This is a genomic window from Eubacterium sp. BL-380-WT-2B (assembly GCF_009696115.1).
Taxonomy (GTDB): Bacteria; Bacillota; Clostridia; order Eubacteriales; family Eubacteriaceae; genus Eubacterium; species Eubacterium callanderi.
In genome coordinates, this window is record NZ_VUMP01000002.1 from 251,170 (window position 1) to 269,090 (window position 17,921).

A 17,921-nucleotide genomic window follows, 5' to 3' on the forward strand; every position below is an offset into this window, starting at 1 on the left:
GCCTTACTCTTCGGGTTCTCTTGTTTTTTGAGCAATTGATGTGTTATAGTTAAGAAACGAAAAATACAAAAATTTGATAAGGAGCTGTGGCGATGTTGGAAAATGATCGTATATGGATAACCGGAGCAGAAGGGCAGTTGGGCCATACGCTCTACAAAACGCTGGAGGATGCGGCGAGAGATATATTGACAACCGATAAAGATGTGGATGTTACAGATTTGGATGGTATTATGCAGTACGCAGATATAAACCGGCCAGACGTGATCATTAACTGTGCGGCGATGGCGGATGTCAAAGACTGTGAAGAGGAACCGATTCAGGCGTATAAGGTTAATGCGCTCGGCGCGCGAAATCTGAGTATCGCCTCAAGGAAAATAGGTGCTAAAATTATCCAGATATCCACCGATGATGTCTTTGGAGGAATGAGCCAAAAGACCTATACCGAGTTTGATACGCCTGAACCAGTGACCGTATATGGCAAATCCAAGCTGGCAGGCGAAGGCTTTGTACGGGAACTGAACCCGCGCCATCTGGTGATCAGGAGTTCGTGGATCTATGGGCAGTCCGGCAGTAATTTTGTGTTCTGGGTGTTGGAAATGGCGCGAAAGGGAGAGCCTTTCGAGGTTCCCAATGATCAGGTAGGCTCTCCGACAAGTGCTGTTGAACTGGCAAAATTTATTGTGCGCCTGCTTTCAACCAGAGAGTACGGGGTCTTTCACGCTGCCTGTGAAGGCGTGTGCAGCCGCTTTTATTTTGCCAAGGAGATTCTGCGGCTGGCAGGTCTGGAGAATGTACCTATCGATGCAGCCGTTTCTAAAAATACCAGCCGGTTTTTCCCATATCCCAGTCACACAGTGCTGGAAAACATGATGATGTATATGACTGAGGTATACCAGATGCCCCGTTGGGAAGACGCTATCCGTGAGTTTATGGAAACGCTGAAGCGGGATACAATATGAGAGGAGGGCGTTTATGAAAAAGAATAAAGGAAAAAAGCTTGGTCTGACAACCTGGATTTTTATCGCGTTGCTGGCAGGGGCTGTTACCGGGATTGTTCTCCACTATCTTATTCCAAGCGGTTACATTAAGGATACAGTTGTTATCAACGGCGTTTTTTATGTGCTTGGAAATGGATTTCTCCGGCTTATGCAGATGCTGGTCGTTCCCTTGGTGTTCTGCTCTCTAATCTGTGGAAGTGCTGCTATTGGAGATACACAGACACTGGGAAAGGTAGGGGTTAAAACCATTGGCTTCTATATCTTTACTACCGCTGTGGCGGTTACTCTGGCTATCGCTGTTGCCAGCCTGATTAATCCCGGAATCGGCCTGGATATTTCTTCGATCCAGCAGGTGGAGACTACAATCGCGGAAAAGACGAGCCTTGTGGACACGCTGCTGAATATTATCCCCAAAAACCCTATCCAGGGTCTGGCCGAAGGAAATATGCTCCAGGTCATTGTCTTTGCACTGCTTATTGGTATTATTCTGGCTAAGCTTGGAGAAAAGGCAGATATTGTTTCCAACTTCTTTTCCCAGTTTAACGATATAATGATGGAAATGACCACGATGGTTATGAAGGCTGCACCGATTGGTGTTTTCTGCCTGATTGCCAAAACCTTTGCGGGAATCGGTTTTAACGCGTTTCTGCCAATGCTTAAATATATGGCCGCTGTTTTTTTGGCCCTTGGCATCCAGTGCTTTGTGGTTTATCAGGGAATGCTCAAGGGTTTTACAGGTCTCAGCCCCATCACTTTTATCAAAAAGTTTTTGCCGGTTATGGGCTTTGCTTTTTCAACAGCAACATCCAATGCGACTATTCCACTGTCAATTGAGACATTGGAACGGGAAATGGGGGTATCGCGCAAAATTTCTTCCTTCACTATTCCGCTGGGAGCGACCATAAACATGGACGGTACGGCTATTATGCAGGGTGTGGCAGTTGTTTTTGCAGCCCAGGCCTTTGGAATTCCTCTGGGGATACCCGATTATGTGACCGTTATTGCGACTGCTACGCTGGCTTCCATCGGTACAGCAGGGGTGCCGGGGGTGGGTCTGATAACCCTGTCCATGGTTTTTAATTCGGTCGGGCTTCCCATTGAGGGTATCGCCCTGATTATGGGTATCGACCGCATTCTGGATATGGCCAGAACAGCTGTTAATATCACAGGCGACGCGGTTTGTACGACGATTGTCGCTTCACAGGACAAGGCAGTAAACCGGCAGGTGTTTTACCGCAAAAAATAAAAAGACAGGATGTACTGGTTGGGTCGGTACATCCTGTCTTTTTTACAACAGCGGCGCAAAGAGGCGGGAGATAGACTCCTTAACCTTGATGACACGGCTGCGTTTTTCGTAAGCCATGGTGTCATAGTAAATGGATTTTTCAATATCTCTGTAAAAAATATCGCGCAGTTTTACAGCAATTTCGGGGTCGTAGATAAAGGCGTTGGTCTCAAAATTGAGACTGAAGCTCCGGATGTCAAAATTACAGGAACCGACAGCGGCGATCTGGTCATCCACGACCAGCACTTTGGCGTGGAGAAAGCCATTGTCATAAATGTAGACTCTGGCCCCGTATTTTATGAGCTCTCCAACATAGGAGAGAGTGGCCCAGTAAATAAAGATATGGTCAGGTTTGTTAGGGATCATTATCCGCACGTCGATACCGGACAGCAGGGCGATTTTAAGAGCCTCCATGATACTCTCGTCTGTAACAAAATAAGGGCTTTGGATTAAAATGTATTTCTCGGCATTGGTAATCATCCGGATAAAGCCCTGTTTGATGACCTGGTTGGGATCATCGGGGCCGCTTGAGACGATCTGGATGCCTGAACCTTCACAGTTTTCCATATAAGGAAAATAGCGGTGGATATTTTCAGAATTGATATTGAGCTTAGCCTTGTTGCCGCTGGTACGCCAGTCGAGGAAAAATCGCATCTGGAGCTCGTAGGCAGCATACCCTTCAATCTTCAGGTGGGTATCCCGCCAGTAGCCCATTTTTTTCTTAAGGCCCAGATACTCGTCACCAACGTTAAACCCTCCAATAAAGCCGGTTTTGCCATCAATAATGACAATTTTGCGGTGGTCACGGTAGTTCAGGCGGAGATTGATAAAACGAAGCCTGGAGGGAAAGAAAATACCATACTGGCCGCCGGAGGATTCCAGCTCTTTTAGAGCGCTCTTTGGAATATAGCGGCCACCCATTTCATCAAAGAGAAGCCGGACTTCGACACCCTCCCGGGCTTTTTTGGTAAGGAGCTCCATAAATTTCTGGCCAAGGCCATCATATTTAATGATATAATACTCAATGTGAACAGTGGAACGGGCGTTTTCAATGGCCTCGAACAGGGCATTGAATTTTTCGTGTCCATCGGTATAAATATCGATGCTGTTGTTGTCGGTGTAGAGGGCATGGCTGACATTGAGGTGATACTCGATGTTGTAACGGTATTTTTTTGCAATAGTTTTATTTTTTGCGATCCGCTGGCGGTCTACCAGCGCTTTTTTCTGCCGTCGCAGCAGAAGCTGGTACTGCTCGTTTTCCGGCGTGTTGTAGCGGTAGATTTTTCGCTTGGTCAGATTCTGGGAAAAGAAGAGATAAAAGACGAATCCCAGAACCGGAATGATCCACAGAAACAACAGCCAGGCATAGGTGCTCTGCGGTGTTTTGCGCTCCAGAAAAATAATCGTGAAGCTGAACAGAATGTTAACAATAAACACAAAAACTGAGAAAGGGCTGGCAAGGGTAAAAAAAGAAAAAGTCATATGGTTCTCCCGATGGCTGTAATGATACTGAAAGTATACCATATACAGCGGTTTTTACAAGATGTTAAAAGCGGATAATAAAAGTATTTTAAATCAGGTGCTTTCGTTTAAAAAAGCAGGTGTTTATTTGTTCTTTTTGGTGAATACTGCAGCCTTAAGCCCGGCTTTACAGGACAAAATATTACATTGTGTTATGGTTCTCAATATGTTATGATAGGCATGTTAATACCTATATATACAAGTCAAGGATTTTTACTTGTTAAAAAAATAACAATCCATCAGTTCACGCTTTAAAAAGCCTGCGAAGCAGGCTGAGTGAAATTGAAATTTCAACAAAGGAGGAGCGTATTATGGCTTTTAATATTGCAGTTGCCGGTAAGGGCGGTGTTGGAAAAACAACCTTTACAGGTATGCTGGTTTCATACTTGGCAGAACAGGGCAAGGGACCAATCCTGGCAGTGGATGCTGATTCAAATGCAAACCTGAACGAGGTTTTGGGTGAAGAGGTTGAACTGACCATCGGACACATCAAGGAAGAGGTCAACCATGCGGAAATGGACGGTAATCAGCTGCCGCCGGGAATGACCAAGGGGGATTTTCTGACCCTTCGTTTAAATCAGGCTGTTTCTGAAGGAAAGGGCTACGACCTGCTGGTCATGGGCCGCAGTCAGGGCGAAGGCTGCTACTGTTTCGTCAACGGCCTTTTAAAGACTCAGGTGGGGCGTTTATCTGAAAACTATAATTATGTCATTATGGATAACGAGGCAGGAATGGAGCATATCAGCCGCGGAACCATGGGGAGAATGGACATTTTACTGCTGGTCAGCGACTGCTCACGCCGCGGTATTCAGGCGGTTGCACGAATCCGTGATCTGGCAGAGGAACTCAATCTGAGAATCCCGGTCATTAAGCTGATTGTAAACCGCGCGCCAAACGGAGAACTCAATGAAGGCACAGCGGAAGAAATTGAAAAACAGGGACTGGATCTTTTGGGCGTTATCCCGATGGATCAGCAGGTGTTTGAATACGACGCATACGGCAAGCCGCTTGTTACCCTTCCAGAGGATTCAGCAGCGCGTAAGGCTGTTCGTGAAATTATTGATAAGCTTGAAATCAAGTAGTTCTGGTTTCTTAAGTAAGTGCGATAGCAGAAGCCGTCAAAGAGGAGTGGCGGTTTCTGTTTTAAAAATAAGATCATGCATATGACTATTTTGCAAAGGTTAACAGAACAAGGAGGCGTGTATGCATAAAGTAGTGTTTGTCGTTAAGGGGAAACGGCAGGTAGAGTTTTTAGCAGGACAAAGAGAAAATCTCCTGGAAGCAGCGCGGAAAGCCGGAATTATGATCGACACACCGTGTAATGGCAATGGAACCTGTGGAAAATGCAAGGTTCAGATTATAAAAGGCAGAGTGGACGCCCTGTCACTGACCCGGCTGACGGAAGAAGAAATTGCCGACGGATGGGTGCTGGCCTGCAGCTCAGAAATCATTGAGGATATTGAGGTAAATGTGCCTGATCTGGCTTCTGCGTTCCAGAATGAAATGCAGATTACCGACCTGTCTGAAAATGAAAACAAAAATATCCGCTATGTGCGGAAAAAGATGCTGAAAATGGGGATGACCGATTCCAACCGCCTGTGCTGTGAGATCATTCAGCTGCCAGAGCCTACCAATGACGATAATCTCGCAGATGAGGATCGGTTAAAGCGTTATTTCCGCCAGACATTGGGCTACTCAGATATTCAGGTGAGCCTGGATGTTCTCAGGAAGTTCCCGGACGCTTTCAGGGAAAATAATTTTAAAATAAAGGTTGTCTATCTGAAGCGCGGCGATATCGCCGAAATCATGGATGTACGTTCCTGTCTGGAATGTGCCTGCGCCCTTTACGGGGTAGCCTTAGATATCGGCACAACTTCTGTCTCTGCCTGCCTGGTCAATATGGATACTAATGAGATTGTTTCCAAAGCATCTATGGGGAATGCCCAGGTTAAATACGGCGGCGATGTTATCAACCGTATCGTTTATACAGAAAAGCCGGGAGGCCTCAAAAAGCTGCGGGACGCTATTATCGAGGAGACCATCAATCCGCTGATCGGACAGATGGTACAGTCGGCAGGTATTACCACCGACGACATTTATGAGATGTGTGCGGCGGGGAATACGACCATGACCCACCTTCTGCTTGGGATCAACCCGGATCATCTGAGACGGGAGCCTTTTATACCGGGTGTCAATACGATTCCAGAAATGAAGAGCACCGAGATTGGTATCCGCATTAATCCCGAGGGGCGTGTCTATCTGGCACCTTCGGTGGCCAGCTATGTTGGCGGTGATATTACCGCTGGTGTATTCGCTGTTCCAGTTTGGCTGCAGGAAGAATTTACCATGCTGGTAGACCTGGGAACAAACGGCGAGATTGTTTTCGGAAACAAGGATTTTATGATGACCTGCGCCTGCTCGGCAGGACCGGCATTTGAGGGCGGAGAAATAAGCTGCGGAACCCGGGCGGTTCCAGGAGCCATTGAAGAGGTCAAGATTGACGATGCCACCTTAAAGGCAAGTTTTTCGACCATCGGCGGGGAAATACCAGTAGGGGTCTGCGGTTCAGGGATCATTGACCTGATCTGCGAGATGAAGCGAACCGGTATTATTGACGGCAAAGGCCGTATCAGCAAAGACATCGACAATCCCAGGATTGCCTTTGACGAATACGATATCGGGCGTTACTTTGTCTGCTCAAAAGAACTGGACGGTACCGCCAAGGATATCTATATTACAGAGATTGACATCGACAGCTTTATTAAGGCAAAGGGAGCGGTGTTCTCAGCTATTCACACCTTGATGGAAAGCATGGATATGCCGATTGAGATCCTGGAAAATGTGTATGTGGCCGGAGGAATCGGCAGCAACCTTGGCATTGAAAACGCCATTGCCCTCGGTATGCTCCCAGATATACCGGTCGAAAAATATTATTATATTGGAAACAGCTCGATGCAGGGGTGCTATCTAGCCCTTACACTGGCTGAAGGAAAAGAAAAAATTGCAGAAATCGGACAGAATATGACTTATATGGAGCTTAGTGTCCACCCTTCTTATATGGACGCCTTCATATCTGCCTGCTTTATTCCACACACGGATATGAGCCTGTTCCCGAGCCTGCAAAAATAGACAGAGGTAACCAATGCTAAATTCTGAAATAGAAGCAGCCATTGAAGAGAAGAGAAAAGACAAGCTGCCCTATGATCATTATAAAAATCTGATAAAGGATAAGGATCCCTTGGAGATGGCGGAGAAATCCACCTGTCCCTATGACCCTGAAAAACAGCTGTTTACAGTGACGCTGATGGGTGAGGAATACAAGGTAAAATATCCCGAAGGCGACGTGCTTTTAAAGGACGAAACCGCCTTTGACGATTATAAGCCGATGACCATGATCCTGCGTTATCTGCTTAACGCTCAGGGTGTGCCGCCGATGGGCACCACCATTGCATACCGGGATATCTCGGGAGGAAACCACTATTTTAAGAGCTTTGAGGGCCGCTGCCTGAAGCGCTTTGCCTTCACCTTTAACTACGATGTTGAGGGACTGAAGCGCGCTATGGAGAAGCTGGGGGCGGAACCCAAAGAGCATGGTGATCTGTCCTACCGGTTTGAGTTTATCAACAATATGTATCTGACCGCGATCCTCTGGCTGGGGGATGATGAGTTCCCGCCGGAATCACAGATTCTTTTTGACAGTAATATTACCTCAGGCTTTGACGCGGAGGATCTCGCTGTAATGGGAGATATTTTCATCCCTGCGTTGAAGCGGCTGGCAAAAGCAGACTGACACTTGTATACTATAGTAATATTTTGCTTATTTACGGGGTCGTTTTCATGGGTTTCATGAAATCATTTAAACCTACTGAATAACTGTGAATTAAAAGCTTTAGAAAGACGGGTAAATTTTTGTTTTTGGTCGAAAAATGTTTGACAAACTTATAACAAGATAGTAGTATATGTGTATACTTATATATACAAGTCTGTGTACACCGGTTTTTTTACAATTGAAATTTTAAAGCAACCGGAATTTGTCATGTTCATAAAACGATTCCGGGCTTTGAAATATAAAAAAATACTAACAAGAACGAGTTAGGAGGTAACGAGGAAATGCCATTCAAAAAAGCAGAACAAAAGTTTAGTGGCAAGATCAATGAGTGTGTAATTGGTGTTGGAGATGCAGCAGTTACTCTCGGAGGAGAAAAAGGATTACCATTTTTAAGTGGTGAAGGAAACGCACCGGTTGTTGGTGTGGAAATTTTAGACAGTTACCCAGAAGACTGGGAAAAATGTCTGGTTGACGCTTATGGTGACGTCGTAAAGGATCCTGCAGCATGGGCAAAATATGTACAGGACAATACAGACGCACAGTTTATCGCATTAAAATTAATTAGTGCTGATCCTAACGGTGCTAACAAATCATCTGAAGAATGTGTTGAAATTGCTAAAGCTGTCGAAGCAGCAATCGATCTTCCGCTGGTTGTTGCAGGCTGCAACAACGCTGAAAAAGACGGTGATTTACTGGTTAAAGTTTCTCAGGCATTGTCTGGCAAAAACGCTGTTTTATTCTCAGCTGTTGAAGATAACTACAAATCTGTTGGCGTAGCAGGTAATGCTGACGGTCACAAAGTATCCGGCCAGTCTGCTGTTGATATCAACCTTGCAAAACAGTTAAATATCCTGTTGACACAGTTAGGTGTTGACGGTGGAAACATCATCATGGATGTTGGAACCGCTGCTGTTGGCTATGGTTTCGAATATGTTGCTTCCACAATGGACCGTATCCGTTTAGCCGCTTTAGGCCAGAACGATACAGACCTTCAGATGCCAATCATGACCAATGTTGGCGACGAAGCATGGGGCGTAAAAGAAGCTGTGTTCACAGAAGAAGAAGCTCCTGAATGGGGAAATCAGGAAGAACGTGGTATCGCTATGGAAGTTTCCACTGCAGCTTCTTGCTTAATCGGCGGCTCAAACGCTGTTATTGTTAAACATCCGGAATCAGCTAAAGTGATTAAAAACTTTATCAAAGAGTTAGTAGGTTAGGAAAGGTAGGCGCAAAAAAATGGCAGTAAAAGGTTTAGATATTTTTAAACTGACTCCTAAGAAAAACTGTAAGGAATGTGGATTCCCTACATGTATGGCATTCTCAATGAAAGTAGCCGCTGGCGCTGCAGAAATTGATAAATGCCCGTATATTACAGACGAAGCTAAAGCTCAGTTATCTGAAGCTACCGCTCCTCCGATGAAAACAATCAAGATCGGAACTGGCGATACAGAATGTGCTTTGGGCGGCGAAACTGTATTATTCAGACATGAAAAAACTTATGTTAACAAAGCTTTATTCGCAGTTGAATTCTCAGACGCAGACTCTGACGATGAAATTGCTAAGAAGGTAGCTCATTTAGAAGCTGTTAAATATGACCGTATCGGCGAATTAATGTGCGTAGAAGTTGCTTCTGTACGTTATGCTGCTGACAAAGCTAAATTCTTAGACCTGATCGCTAAAGTGATCGAACTGGGCCGTGTGCCAATGGCTGTTGTTGAAGATGTTGAAGTAGCTAAGGAAGCTGCTGAAGCGATCAAAGCTGCTAAGGGTATCTTAATGGGTGCTACACCTGCAAATGCAGACGCTATGGTAGAAGTTGCCAAAGCTGCCGACGTTGTACTGGGTGTTTCCGCTGGTTCTATCGAAGAATTACACGACACTGTTGAAAAAATCGAAGCTGCTGGTTACAAGAACCTGGTTCTGAACGTTGGCGACAGCTCTGTTAAGGAAGCTTATAACAACGCTGTAACCATCCGTACAAACACCCTGAAGGGCGATGACAGAACTTTCGGTTATCCTTCAGTTGTATTTGTTAATAAAATTGCTTGCTGCGAACAGATGGAAGTTGCCTTAGCTTCTGCTTTTGTTCTGCGCTATGGCTCCATCATCGTAATGAGCGATATGGACTTCAAACAGGCACTGCCACTGTTCGGTTTAAGACAGAACATCTTCACCGATCCTCAGAAACCAATGCGTGTTGAACCGACTATCTACGAATTCAACAAAGCTGATGACAACGCACCTGTACTGGTTACCGTTGACTTCGCTCTGTCTTACTTCGTGGTTTCCGGCGAAATCGAACGTTCTAAAGTTCCTGCTTACCTGGCTATTCCTGACGCTGGCGGTTACTCCGTTCTTACAGCATGGGCTGCCGGTAAATTCGGTGCTTCCGTTATCTCTGATTTCATTAAGGAAAGCGGCATTGCTGACAAAACTAAATGCAGAAAACTTATCTTACCAGGTAAAGTTGCTGTATTACAGGGTGACGTTGCTGAAGCGCTTCCAGATTGGGAAGTTATTGTCGGACCGACAGAAGCTATGCAGATCCCGAAATTCTTACGTGACTTAATGGGAATTGCTTAAGCTCTGCGTTTCGCGGCGTACATCTGTAATTCATACAAATTAAAACTTTTTCGCAGCTGGAGGCGGGGGCTTCCGGCTGCGGTTTATCCAAAAATATTTTATAATCCGAAAGGGGAAACATTATGGCAAAATTTATGGTTATCGGTGAAAGAATTCACTGTATTTCTCCAGCAATGCGTGAAGCATTTGAAACTCGTAATCCTGAACCAATCCTGCAGAGAGCAAAAGAACAGTTAGACGCTGGTGCAGATTATTTGGATTTGAATATCGGACCTGCTGAAAAAGACGGTGAAGAATTAATGCAATGGGGCGTTAAATTGTTACAGGAAAACTTTGACAATGTTCCACTGGCACTTGACACCGCTAACATGAAAGCGATCGAAGCTGGTATTCAGGTTTACAACCGTGAAAAAGGCAAGCCGCTCGTTAACTCCGCTGATGCCGGCGACCGTATCGGTTACCTGGACTTAGCTGCTGCCAACGATGCTGCCTGCATCTGCTTATGTTCTAAAGAAGGTGTACCTTCTGATAATGACGAACGTATCGCTTACTGTTCTGAACTCCTTGAAAGAGGGATGGAACATGGCATGGAACCAACCGATATGCTGTTTGACCCATTAGCGCTTGTTATCAAGGGGATGCAGGACAAACAGGAAGAAATGCTTGAAGCCGTTAAGATGATCACAGACATGGGTCTGTTGACAACTTGTGGTTTAAGTAATGTTTCCAACGGTGCTCCAAAACATATCAGACCATTACTTGACAGCGCAATGATGGCAATGGCAATGTGCTGCGGTTTATCCAGCGCAATCATTAATCCTTGCGACAAACGCTTAATGGAAACTGTAGTTGCCTGCGATATTATCAAAAATAATATCTTATACGCAGACTCCGTTCTGGAATTCTAAAAGAAGTTAATAAAAAAATAAGCCCCTAAAGTAACGCTCATTTCGAGACCCGGAAGGGAACGTTGCTTTAGGAGCCCATATTGAATAAATGACTGATTTGCGTTGCCGCTTTTATTATTCTACAATAATAAAGTGTTTTTGTAAAGTGGAAATTTTTACAAAGTTGCTGCAATGTGAGTAAATTACTAGGAGAGGTAAATTAAATTATGAGCAATGAATTGTTAGAATTTGATGTTATAGCTGAAGCTTTAATCGAAAAAGCTCAAAAAGATGGCGCTGAAACCATGTGGGACAGAAAAGCTGCTTTAAAAACCCAGTGTGGTTTTGGTGAAGGCGGTATTTGCTGTCGTATCTGTGTTATGGGACCTTGCCGTGTAAGCCCATCGCCAGATAAAGGCGCTCAGAGAGGTATCTGTGGTGCTGACAGAGACACCATCGTTGCCAGAAACTTTGCAAGAATGTGCTGTGGTGGTACATCCGCTCACTCTGACCATGCGCGCGATATCGTACATGCAATGTATCATTCTTCTGAAGATGGTCCTTTCAAAATCAGAGAAGAAGGCAAATTAAGAAAAATCGCTGCAGAATGGGGAATTGAAGAAGCAGATACCAAAGAAACCTACGCTCTGGCCCATGAACTTGCAGAAATGGCTTTAATGGAATTCGGTAAACCTTTTGGAACACAGAATTTCTTAAAGAGAGCGCCTAAATCCCGTCAGGAAATCTGGGAAAGAGAAAACATCGCACCTAGAGCGATTGACCAGGAAGTTGTTACCTTAATGCACTCCACACATATGGGTTGTGCAAGTGATCCTGAATCCATCTTAAGACGTTCTTTAAGAACAAGTATGTCTGATGGCTGGGGCGGTTCCATGATCGGTACAGAATTCTCTGACATCATGTACGGTGTACCAAAGGAAAGAGCTTCTGAATCAAACTTAGGTGTTATTGATCCTGAACAGGTAAATATCATGCTCCACGGACATGATCCGAACTTGGCTGAAATGATCGCAGTTGCATCCAAAAATCCTGAGCTGATTGAAATGGCAAAAGAACAGGGCGCTAAGGGTATCAACGTTGTCGGTATGTGCTGTACTGGTAATGAAATGACCATGCGTCACGGTATTAAGATCGCCGGTAACTTCTACCAGCAGGAAATGGCCATTATCACCGGTGCCGTTGAAGTTGCGGTTGTAGACGTTCAGTGTATCTTCCCTGCACTGCCAAAATTAGCCAAGAGCTACCATACACGCTTTATCAGTACATCTCCAAAAGCAAAAATTGCAGGGGACATGTACATTGAATTTAATGAAGAAGATCCATTGAGCTGCGCTGAAGAAGTAATCAAAACAGCTGTTATGAACTTTAAAAACAGAGACGCTTCCAAGGTTGATGTACCAGAACTGAAAGCTGAAACAATTGTTGGTTACTCTGTAGAAACCACAATCGGCGCTTTAGACCGCGTTGTTAACTCTCAGACTGACGTAACAGGTACAGTTAAGCCTTTAGGTGACTTAGTTTGGGCGGGTGTTTTAAGAGGCGCTGCCGGTATTGTTGGTTGTAACAATCCAAAGGTCGAACATGACTATGCCCACATCACATTGATGAAAGAGTTAATTAAAAACGACGTTATCTGCGTTGTTACTGGTTGTGCAGCTCAGGCTGCTGCTAAAGCTGGTCTCTTAAAACTGGAAGCAAAAGAACTTTGCGGCCGTGGTTTGAAAGAAGCCTGCGAAAGAGCGAATATTCCTCCAGTATTACATATGGGTTCCTGTGTTGATATCAGCCGTATCCTCCATCTGGTTACTTTAGTAGCTAACGAAAGAGGCGTTGATATTGCAGAACTTCCAGTTGTAGGTGCCGCACCTGAATATATGTCCGAAAAGGCTGTTGCTATCGCATCTTACGTAGTATCAAGCGGTTTAAATACTTATCTTGGTGTTATGCCTTATGTTTCCGGAAGTGAAAACTTCATGAAGCTGATGACCGAAGGTGTTAAAGAATGGACTGGCGCTGCTTATGTCTTTGAATCAGATCCAATCAAGGCTGCTGAATTAATCATGGCAGATATTGAAGACAAGAGAACAAAACTGGGAATTTAATTATACTGAATAATTACTTTAAGAATGGACAGGTGATAAAATGAAAATAGCATTAACTGGAAAAGGTGGCGTTGGGAAAACGACAATTACAGCCTGCCTCAGCCGTTATTACGCCGATAAAGGTTTTAACGTATTGGCCGTTGATGCTGACCCCGATGCAAATCTAGGCCTGGCACTGGGTATGAGCGAAGAAATGATTGACAGCATCACACCTATTTCTGAAATGAAGGACTTGGCCGAAGAGAGAACAAATGCAAAAAAAGGAACCTATGGCGCCTTTTTCACAATGAATCCGGAAGTTGCGGATATTCCTGAAAAATTTTGCCGCGAGTTTAACGGTGTTAAGCTCTTAACAATGGGAACAGTCGATACTGGCGGAGGCGGATGCGTTTGTCCGGAACATGTACTGTTAAAAATGCTGACGACACATTTGGTTTTATACCAAAAGGACATTGTCATCATGGATATGGAGGCAGGGATTGAGCATCTTGGACGTGGAACCGCATCAGCGGTCGACGCGTTTATCGTTGTCGTCGAACCTGGTATCCGAAGCATCCAGACCTTTAAACGAATCAGCAAACTGGCTGGTGACATCGGTGTTAAACACGTTTATGCCATTGGCAACAAAATCCGAAAACCGGAAGACATTGACTTCTTAAATGAACGGATCGGAGCAGAAAACATTTTTGGTTTCTTAGATTACAGCGATCAGATTTCCGGTTCAGACAGAAATAACAAGTCACCATACGATATTCCTGAAACCAGAGAAAAAATTGCAGCTCTCGGGGAAAAAATTGAAGCGACTGTAAAAAGTAACAAATAGTCCAATTCACCTAAAACATTCATAACTTTATATTGAAATATAAATACGGAGGAAGAAAATCACATGGAACGTAAGACTTATAATCTTTTTGATATAATTTACAGTGGTACTGCTAAATATCTTGAACGTGCTGAAAAAGATGTAGCAAAGGCCATTGAAGAAAAAGGCAGAGATGCAGAAGCTAAACTGCCGGATACCGCTTATGGCTTAGCCACAATTTACGCAATCACAGGCGAAAAATTATTAACAGTAGGCGATCTGGAACGCGGTATTGAAATGGCAAAAGAACACATCAACCGCACAAACATGCTGGCTGACGCTTTAGAAGCCGGTGTTGCTGCTGCAATGTTATGTGAAATTATCCAGGCCTGCAAATACTTAGACGGCAACCCACATCCGGAATGGGTAGACGGCGCATTGACCGATGCGGTTGTCCGTTCTTTCGGTGTTGCTCTGGTTACCCAGGATATCCCAGGTGTTGCTGTTATCATCGGGGAACACAAGGATCCTGAACAGTTAGCAAAAACAATCAAATCTTATCAGAATAAAGGTCTTCAGACCTATCTGGTTGGTAAATGTATTGACCAGGCAAGAGACCAGAAAATCAAAATGGGTGTTGACCTTCGTGTTATCCCATGCGGTTACGAAATCGAAGATGTTATCAACGTTGTATCTGTTGCTGTACGTGCTTCTATCATGTTCGGTAACACACCAGCCGGCGAATGGGAAAAACACAGAATCTACACAAGAGACCGTGTATTCGCATTTGTTAATGTATTTGGCGACTGGGATGACAAGATCATCGCTGCTGGCGCCTGCGCAATTGATATGGGCTTCCCGGCAATCACAGAAACCTACATTAATGAAGTTCCTACCCTGTTATTAAACCAGCCAGACCTGACAAAAACAGACGCTACCTCTCTTGAAGCCCGTGGCATCAAGATCAAGGTTACCGAAATTGACTGTCCGGTATCTGTATCCTCCGCTTTCGAAGGCGAACGTGTCCGTAAAGACAACATGAAAGCTGAATTCGGTGGAAACAGAACAAAAGCCTGGGAATTAGTTCATACTGTAGAATTAGGCGATATCGAAGATCATAAGATCACTGTTGTCGGCCCGGATATTGACGATCCACAGTTTGACGGCGTTGACGTTGTCCGTATCCCATTTGGTCTGGAAATTAAAGTTGCTGGTAAAGCAATGCAGTCCGACTTTGAATCTGTACTTGAAAGAAGATTACACTACTTCTTAAACTACATTGAAGGTTCAATGCACGTTGGACAGAGAAATATCTGCTGGGTTCGTTTAACCAAAGAAGCATTTGATGCTGGCTTCAGACTGCGCCACTTCGGTGAAGTAGTTTACGCTAAGATGTTAGACGAATTTGGTAAAGTAGTTGATAAAGTTGAAGTTACCATCTACACCAAAGAAGAAGATGTTGTACGTCTTGAAGAAGAACTGGTTAGACCAATCTACAACGTACGTGACGACAGACTGAACTCACTGACAGATGAAAGTGTCGATGTATTCTACACCTGTACACTGTGCCAGTCCTTTGCTCCTTCTCACGTTTGTGTTGTAACACCTGAACGTTTAGGTCTCTGCGGTGCTGTTTCCTGGTTAGACTCCAAAGCAACCAAAGAGCTTGACCCAACCGGTCCTGCACAGCCAATCGAAAAGAACGGTGTTATCGACGAACGCTTAGGCGCATGGGAAGAAGTCAATGATGTTGTTGCCAAGTGCTCTCAGGGTGCAGTTGAAAAAGTTACCTTATACTCTATCCTTGAAGATCCAATGACCTCCTGTGGTTGCTTCGAATGTATCTGTGGTATTATGCCAGAAGCCAACGGTGTTGTTATTGTTAACCGTGAATTCGGCGGCATGACACCTACTGGTATGACCTTCGGTGAATTAGCTTCCATGACAGGCGGTGGGGTTCAGACTCCTGGCTTCATGGGCCACGGACGCCACTTCATCAGCTCCAAGAAATTTATGGCTGCTGAAGGCGGTATCGAAAGAATCGTATGGATGCCTAAGGAATTGAAAGACGACGTTGCAGAAAGATTAAACAAATCTGTACAGGAATTATACGGAATTGAAAACTTCACAGACATGGTTTGTGATGAAACAATTGCTGTTGACTCCGAAGCAGTATTAGAATTCTTAACAGAAAAAGGCCATCCAGCACTGGAAATGGATCCAATTATGTAATAAATACTTGCTTGAAAGCAGGACGTTGCCGTCCTGCTTTCTTTTTCTAAATAAGAATATTTCTAAAAGAGCAAGACAAATTTAAGGAAAAAGGTTATAATTAAATTATAAAAGTTTGGAGGAATTATTATGAGCGAACATAGCCACGAACATACACATACACACAGCCATCCGCACGATGGAAGCCACGATCACGAACATGGACACAACCATGACGCAATGCACGATCATGAGCATACACATACCCATACGCATCCTCATGACCACGAACATGAACATGACCACGGTCACGCGCATTCCCATGAGGGCGAAGGCAAGGATATTGAAATTTTAGGCCTTTTGCTGGACCATTGGGCAGACCATAACCAGGAACACGCCAAGGAATATAAAAACTGGGTGGATAAAATGAACGCAGTGGGCAAGACAGAAGTGTCAAAGGCTATTGAAGAAGCCATCGCCCTGATCGGCCAGGCCGATGAGCATTTAATGGAAGCCAAAAAGGCTTTGATTAAATAGAAAAGTTTCTGCCCTTTATTGCCACAAAATGGGTTGATAAATTGGGCTGAACATTATATACTAAGATTGTAAAAGATGATTAACTCCGGTATCCGGGGCTCTTACTATCCATCCGGGTACCAGAACGAAAATCTAATTTTCAAATTGAAAGGAGATGTTTGTTATGTGCGAATCTTCAGCATATTTAGTGAATAAAAAAGGCGAAGAAGAAAAAATTATGGACTATGTCATCGACATTGTGCCTAATAATGACGGCAGCCTGACACTTTCAGACCTTTTAGGAGGCACTAAGATTGTCAACGGACGTTTAAAAGAAGTAAAATTATTAAACCACAAGATTTTGATCGAGGACGCAGCGGTATAAGATGAATATTGTTGTGTTGGACGGAATGGGCGGCGGTATCGGTTCCCGGATTGTTGGTATCCTGAAAGAAGAAATCCCACCTTATATTGAAGTGTACGGTTTGGGAACAAATGCCCTGGCGACAGCGGCGATGCTCAAAAAAGGTGCCAACAAGGGGGCGACCGGTGAAAACGCCATTGTGGTAAATGCGGGAAAAGCAGATGTGATTATCGGTTCCATTGCCATGACAATGCCTAATGAAATGATGGGTGAGGTAACAATGCGGATGGTGGAGGCAATAAACGCCAGTGAAGCCATTAAAATTTATATTCCGATTTTGCCGGAAAATAACTATATTGTTTCCCTTGAGGAAAAACCACTGTTATTGCAGATCCGTGAAGCTGTTGCGTTGATTAAAAAAGAGCTGAATCTTTAATACAGATACTTATGAAGGTGACTGAAATGGAAAAATTATCCGAAAAGGACGCTGAAGTTTTTCAGGTATTACTGGTACATTGGATTAATCACAACGGTGAGCATGTGGAGGGCTATCGTGAATGGTCCGAAAAAATGGCGGATGTCAGACCTGAGGTGGCTGGTGAGATCGACAAGGCGATTGACGATATGCAGCAGGCTGGCAGAAAACTGATGGAAGCCAAAATCAAATTTCAGGAAAGCTGAGAGCAGACAATAAAATAAATTGAAAATATTTGCTTGAAGGCAAGGTTTATTAACCATGTCTTTTTTTATTTGTTTGCCGGATAAGACCGCTTTATTTTAAGTGGTCTTATTTTTTTCTTTT

The 17,921-nt window shown here is 44.3% G+C and carries 16 protein-coding genes; 15 read left to right on the plus strand and 1 reads right to left on the minus strand.

Features of this window, described 5'->3' with window-relative positions; all coding sequences use genetic code 11:
• The first annotated feature begins 92 nt into the window (after positions 1–92).
• Together rfbD and FYJ53_RS04105 are read left to right on the plus strand one after the other, a co-directional pair.
• A complete protein-coding gene (rfbD, locus tag FYJ53_RS04100; RefSeq protein ID WP_013381877.1) occupies positions 93–959 on the plus strand; it encodes a dTDP-4-dehydrorhamnose reductase in 867 nt (288 codons plus the stop codon).
• A 13-nt stretch (positions 960–972) separates the two neighbouring features.
• Positions 973–2,244 carry a dicarboxylate/amino acid:cation symporter gene (locus tag FYJ53_RS04105; protein ID WP_073381828.1) on the plus strand — a complete coding sequence of 424 codons (1,272 nt, stop codon included), beginning with the start codon at positions 973–975 and terminating at the stop codon, positions 2,242–2,244.
• Between the two features lie 42 nt (positions 2,245–2,286).
• Here FYJ53_RS04105 and cls read toward each other — a convergent pair whose 3' ends face one another.
• Positions 2,287–3,765 carry a cardiolipin synthase gene (gene cls / locus FYJ53_RS04110; RefSeq protein WP_090413214.1) on the minus strand — a complete coding sequence of 493 codons (1,479 nt, stop codon included), beginning with the start codon at positions 3,763–3,765 and terminating at the stop codon, positions 2,287–2,289.
• 350 nt (positions 3,766–4,115) lie between these two features.
• Here cls and FYJ53_RS04115 point away from each other — a divergent pair, with 350 nt between their 5' ends.
• From FYJ53_RS04115 to FYJ53_RS04175, 13 genes are all read left to right on the plus strand, one after another.
• The gene (locus tag FYJ53_RS04115) at positions 4,116–4,886 is read left to right on the plus strand and encodes an AAA family ATPase (RefSeq protein ID WP_013381874.1); all 771 of its coding nucleotides are present in this window, start codon (positions 4,116–4,118) and stop codon (positions 4,884–4,886) included.
• Between the two features lie 121 nt (positions 4,887–5,007).
• Entirely contained in the window at positions 5,008–6,933 is a 1,926-nt protein-coding gene (gene acsV, locus FYJ53_RS04120; protein ID WP_090413215.1) for a corrinoid activation/regeneration protein AcsV, read from the plus strand.
• Between the two features lie 13 nt (positions 6,934–6,946).
• The gene (locus tag FYJ53_RS04125) at positions 6,947–7,594 is read left to right on the plus strand and encodes a DUF3786 domain-containing protein (protein ID WP_090413217.1); all 648 of its coding nucleotides are present in this window, start codon (positions 6,947–6,949) and stop codon (positions 7,592–7,594) included.
• Between the two features lie 320 nt (positions 7,595–7,914).
• Entirely contained in the window at positions 7,915–8,850 is a 936-nt protein-coding gene (gene acsD / locus FYJ53_RS04130; protein WP_013381871.1) for an acetyl-CoA decarbonylase/synthase complex subunit delta, read from the plus strand.
• 19 nt (positions 8,851–8,869) lie between these two features.
• Complete coding sequence (gene acsC / locus FYJ53_RS04135) at positions 8,870–10,216, plus strand: acetyl-CoA decarbonylase/synthase complex subunit gamma (RefSeq protein WP_038352891.1); 1,347 nt, start codon at positions 8,870–8,872, stop codon at positions 10,214–10,216.
• A 122-nt stretch (positions 10,217–10,338) separates the two neighbouring features.
• A complete protein-coding gene (gene acsE, locus FYJ53_RS04140) occupies positions 10,339–11,124 on the plus strand; it encodes a carbon monoxide dehydrogenase/acetyl-CoA synthase methytransferase subunit (protein WP_013381869.1) in 786 nt (261 codons plus the stop codon).
• 206 nt (positions 11,125–11,330) lie between these two features.
• Complete coding sequence (gene cooS, locus FYJ53_RS04145) at positions 11,331–13,226, plus strand: anaerobic carbon-monoxide dehydrogenase catalytic subunit (protein ID WP_038352890.1); 1,896 nt, start codon at positions 11,331–11,333, stop codon at positions 13,224–13,226.
• A gap of 40 nt (positions 13,227–13,266) precedes the next feature.
• Positions 13,267–14,049 carry an AAA family ATPase gene (locus tag FYJ53_RS04150; protein WP_038352889.1) on the plus strand — a complete coding sequence of 261 codons (783 nt, stop codon included), beginning with the start codon at positions 13,267–13,269 and terminating at the stop codon, positions 14,047–14,049.
• Between the two features lie 63 nt (positions 14,050–14,112).
• A complete protein-coding gene (gene acsB, locus FYJ53_RS04155; protein WP_038352888.1) occupies positions 14,113–16,260 on the plus strand; it encodes an acetyl-CoA decarbonylase/synthase complex subunit alpha/beta in 2,148 nt (715 codons plus the stop codon).
• 129 nt (positions 16,261–16,389) lie between these two features.
• The gene (locus FYJ53_RS21715) at positions 16,390–16,776 is read left to right on the plus strand and encodes a zinc transporter (RefSeq protein WP_276327244.1); all 387 of its coding nucleotides are present in this window, start codon (positions 16,390–16,392) and stop codon (positions 16,774–16,776) included.
• A 163-nt stretch (positions 16,777–16,939) separates the two neighbouring features.
• Positions 16,940–17,140 carry a CooT family nickel-binding protein gene (locus tag FYJ53_RS04165; RefSeq protein ID WP_013381863.1) on the plus strand — a complete coding sequence of 67 codons (201 nt, stop codon included), beginning with the start codon at positions 16,940–16,942 and terminating at the stop codon, positions 17,138–17,140.
• Between the two features lies 1 nt (position 17,141).
• Positions 17,142–17,555: a DUF3842 family protein gene (locus FYJ53_RS04170; protein WP_013381862.1), complete on the plus strand. Its 414-nt coding sequence runs from the start codon at positions 17,142–17,144 to the stop codon at positions 17,553–17,555.
• A gap of 26 nt (positions 17,556–17,581) precedes the next feature.
• Entirely contained in the window at positions 17,582–17,800 is a 219-nt protein-coding gene (locus tag FYJ53_RS04175; protein ID WP_013381861.1) for a hypothetical protein, read from the plus strand.
• The last annotated feature ends 121 nt before the right edge of the window (positions 17,801–17,921 follow it).

Coding starts and splice junctions, on each gene's coding strand:
- rfbD (WP_013381877.1), top strand. CDS start 93: ATGTTGGAAAATGATCGTATATGGATAACCGGAGCAGAAGGGCAGTTG.
- FYJ53_RS04105 (WP_073381828.1), top strand. CDS start 973: ATGAAAAAGAATAAAGGAAAAAAGCTTGGTCTGACAACCTGGATTTTT.
- cls (WP_090413214.1), bottom strand. CDS start 3,765: ATGACTTTTTCTTTTTTTACCCTTGCCAGCCCTTTCTCAGTTTTTGTG.
- FYJ53_RS04115 (WP_013381874.1), top strand. CDS start 4,116: ATGGCTTTTAATATTGCAGTTGCCGGTAAGGGCGGTGTTGGAAAAACA.
- acsV (WP_090413215.1), top strand. CDS start 5,008: ATGCATAAAGTAGTGTTTGTCGTTAAGGGGAAACGGCAGGTAGAGTTT.
- FYJ53_RS04125 (WP_090413217.1), top strand. CDS start 6,947: ATGCTAAATTCTGAAATAGAAGCAGCCATTGAAGAGAAGAGAAAAGAC.
- acsD (WP_013381871.1), top strand. CDS start 7,915: ATGCCATTCAAAAAAGCAGAACAAAAGTTTAGTGGCAAGATCAATGAG.
- acsC (WP_038352891.1), top strand. CDS start 8,870: ATGGCAGTAAAAGGTTTAGATATTTTTAAACTGACTCCTAAGAAAAAC.
- acsE (WP_013381869.1), top strand. CDS start 10,339: ATGGCAAAATTTATGGTTATCGGTGAAAGAATTCACTGTATTTCTCCA.
- cooS (WP_038352890.1), top strand. CDS start 11,331: ATGAGCAATGAATTGTTAGAATTTGATGTTATAGCTGAAGCTTTAATC.
- FYJ53_RS04150 (WP_038352889.1), top strand. CDS start 13,267: ATGAAAATAGCATTAACTGGAAAAGGTGGCGTTGGGAAAACGACAATT.
- acsB (WP_038352888.1), top strand. CDS start 14,113: ATGGAACGTAAGACTTATAATCTTTTTGATATAATTTACAGTGGTACT.
- FYJ53_RS21715 (WP_276327244.1), top strand. CDS start 16,390: ATGAGCGAACATAGCCACGAACATACACATACACACAGCCATCCGCAC.
- FYJ53_RS04165 (WP_013381863.1), top strand. CDS start 16,940: ATGTGCGAATCTTCAGCATATTTAGTGAATAAAAAAGGCGAAGAAGAA.
- FYJ53_RS04170 (WP_013381862.1), top strand. CDS start 17,142: ATGAATATTGTTGTGTTGGACGGAATGGGCGGCGGTATCGGTTCCCGG.
- FYJ53_RS04175 (WP_013381861.1), top strand. CDS start 17,582: ATGGAAAAATTATCCGAAAAGGACGCTGAAGTTTTTCAGGTATTACTG.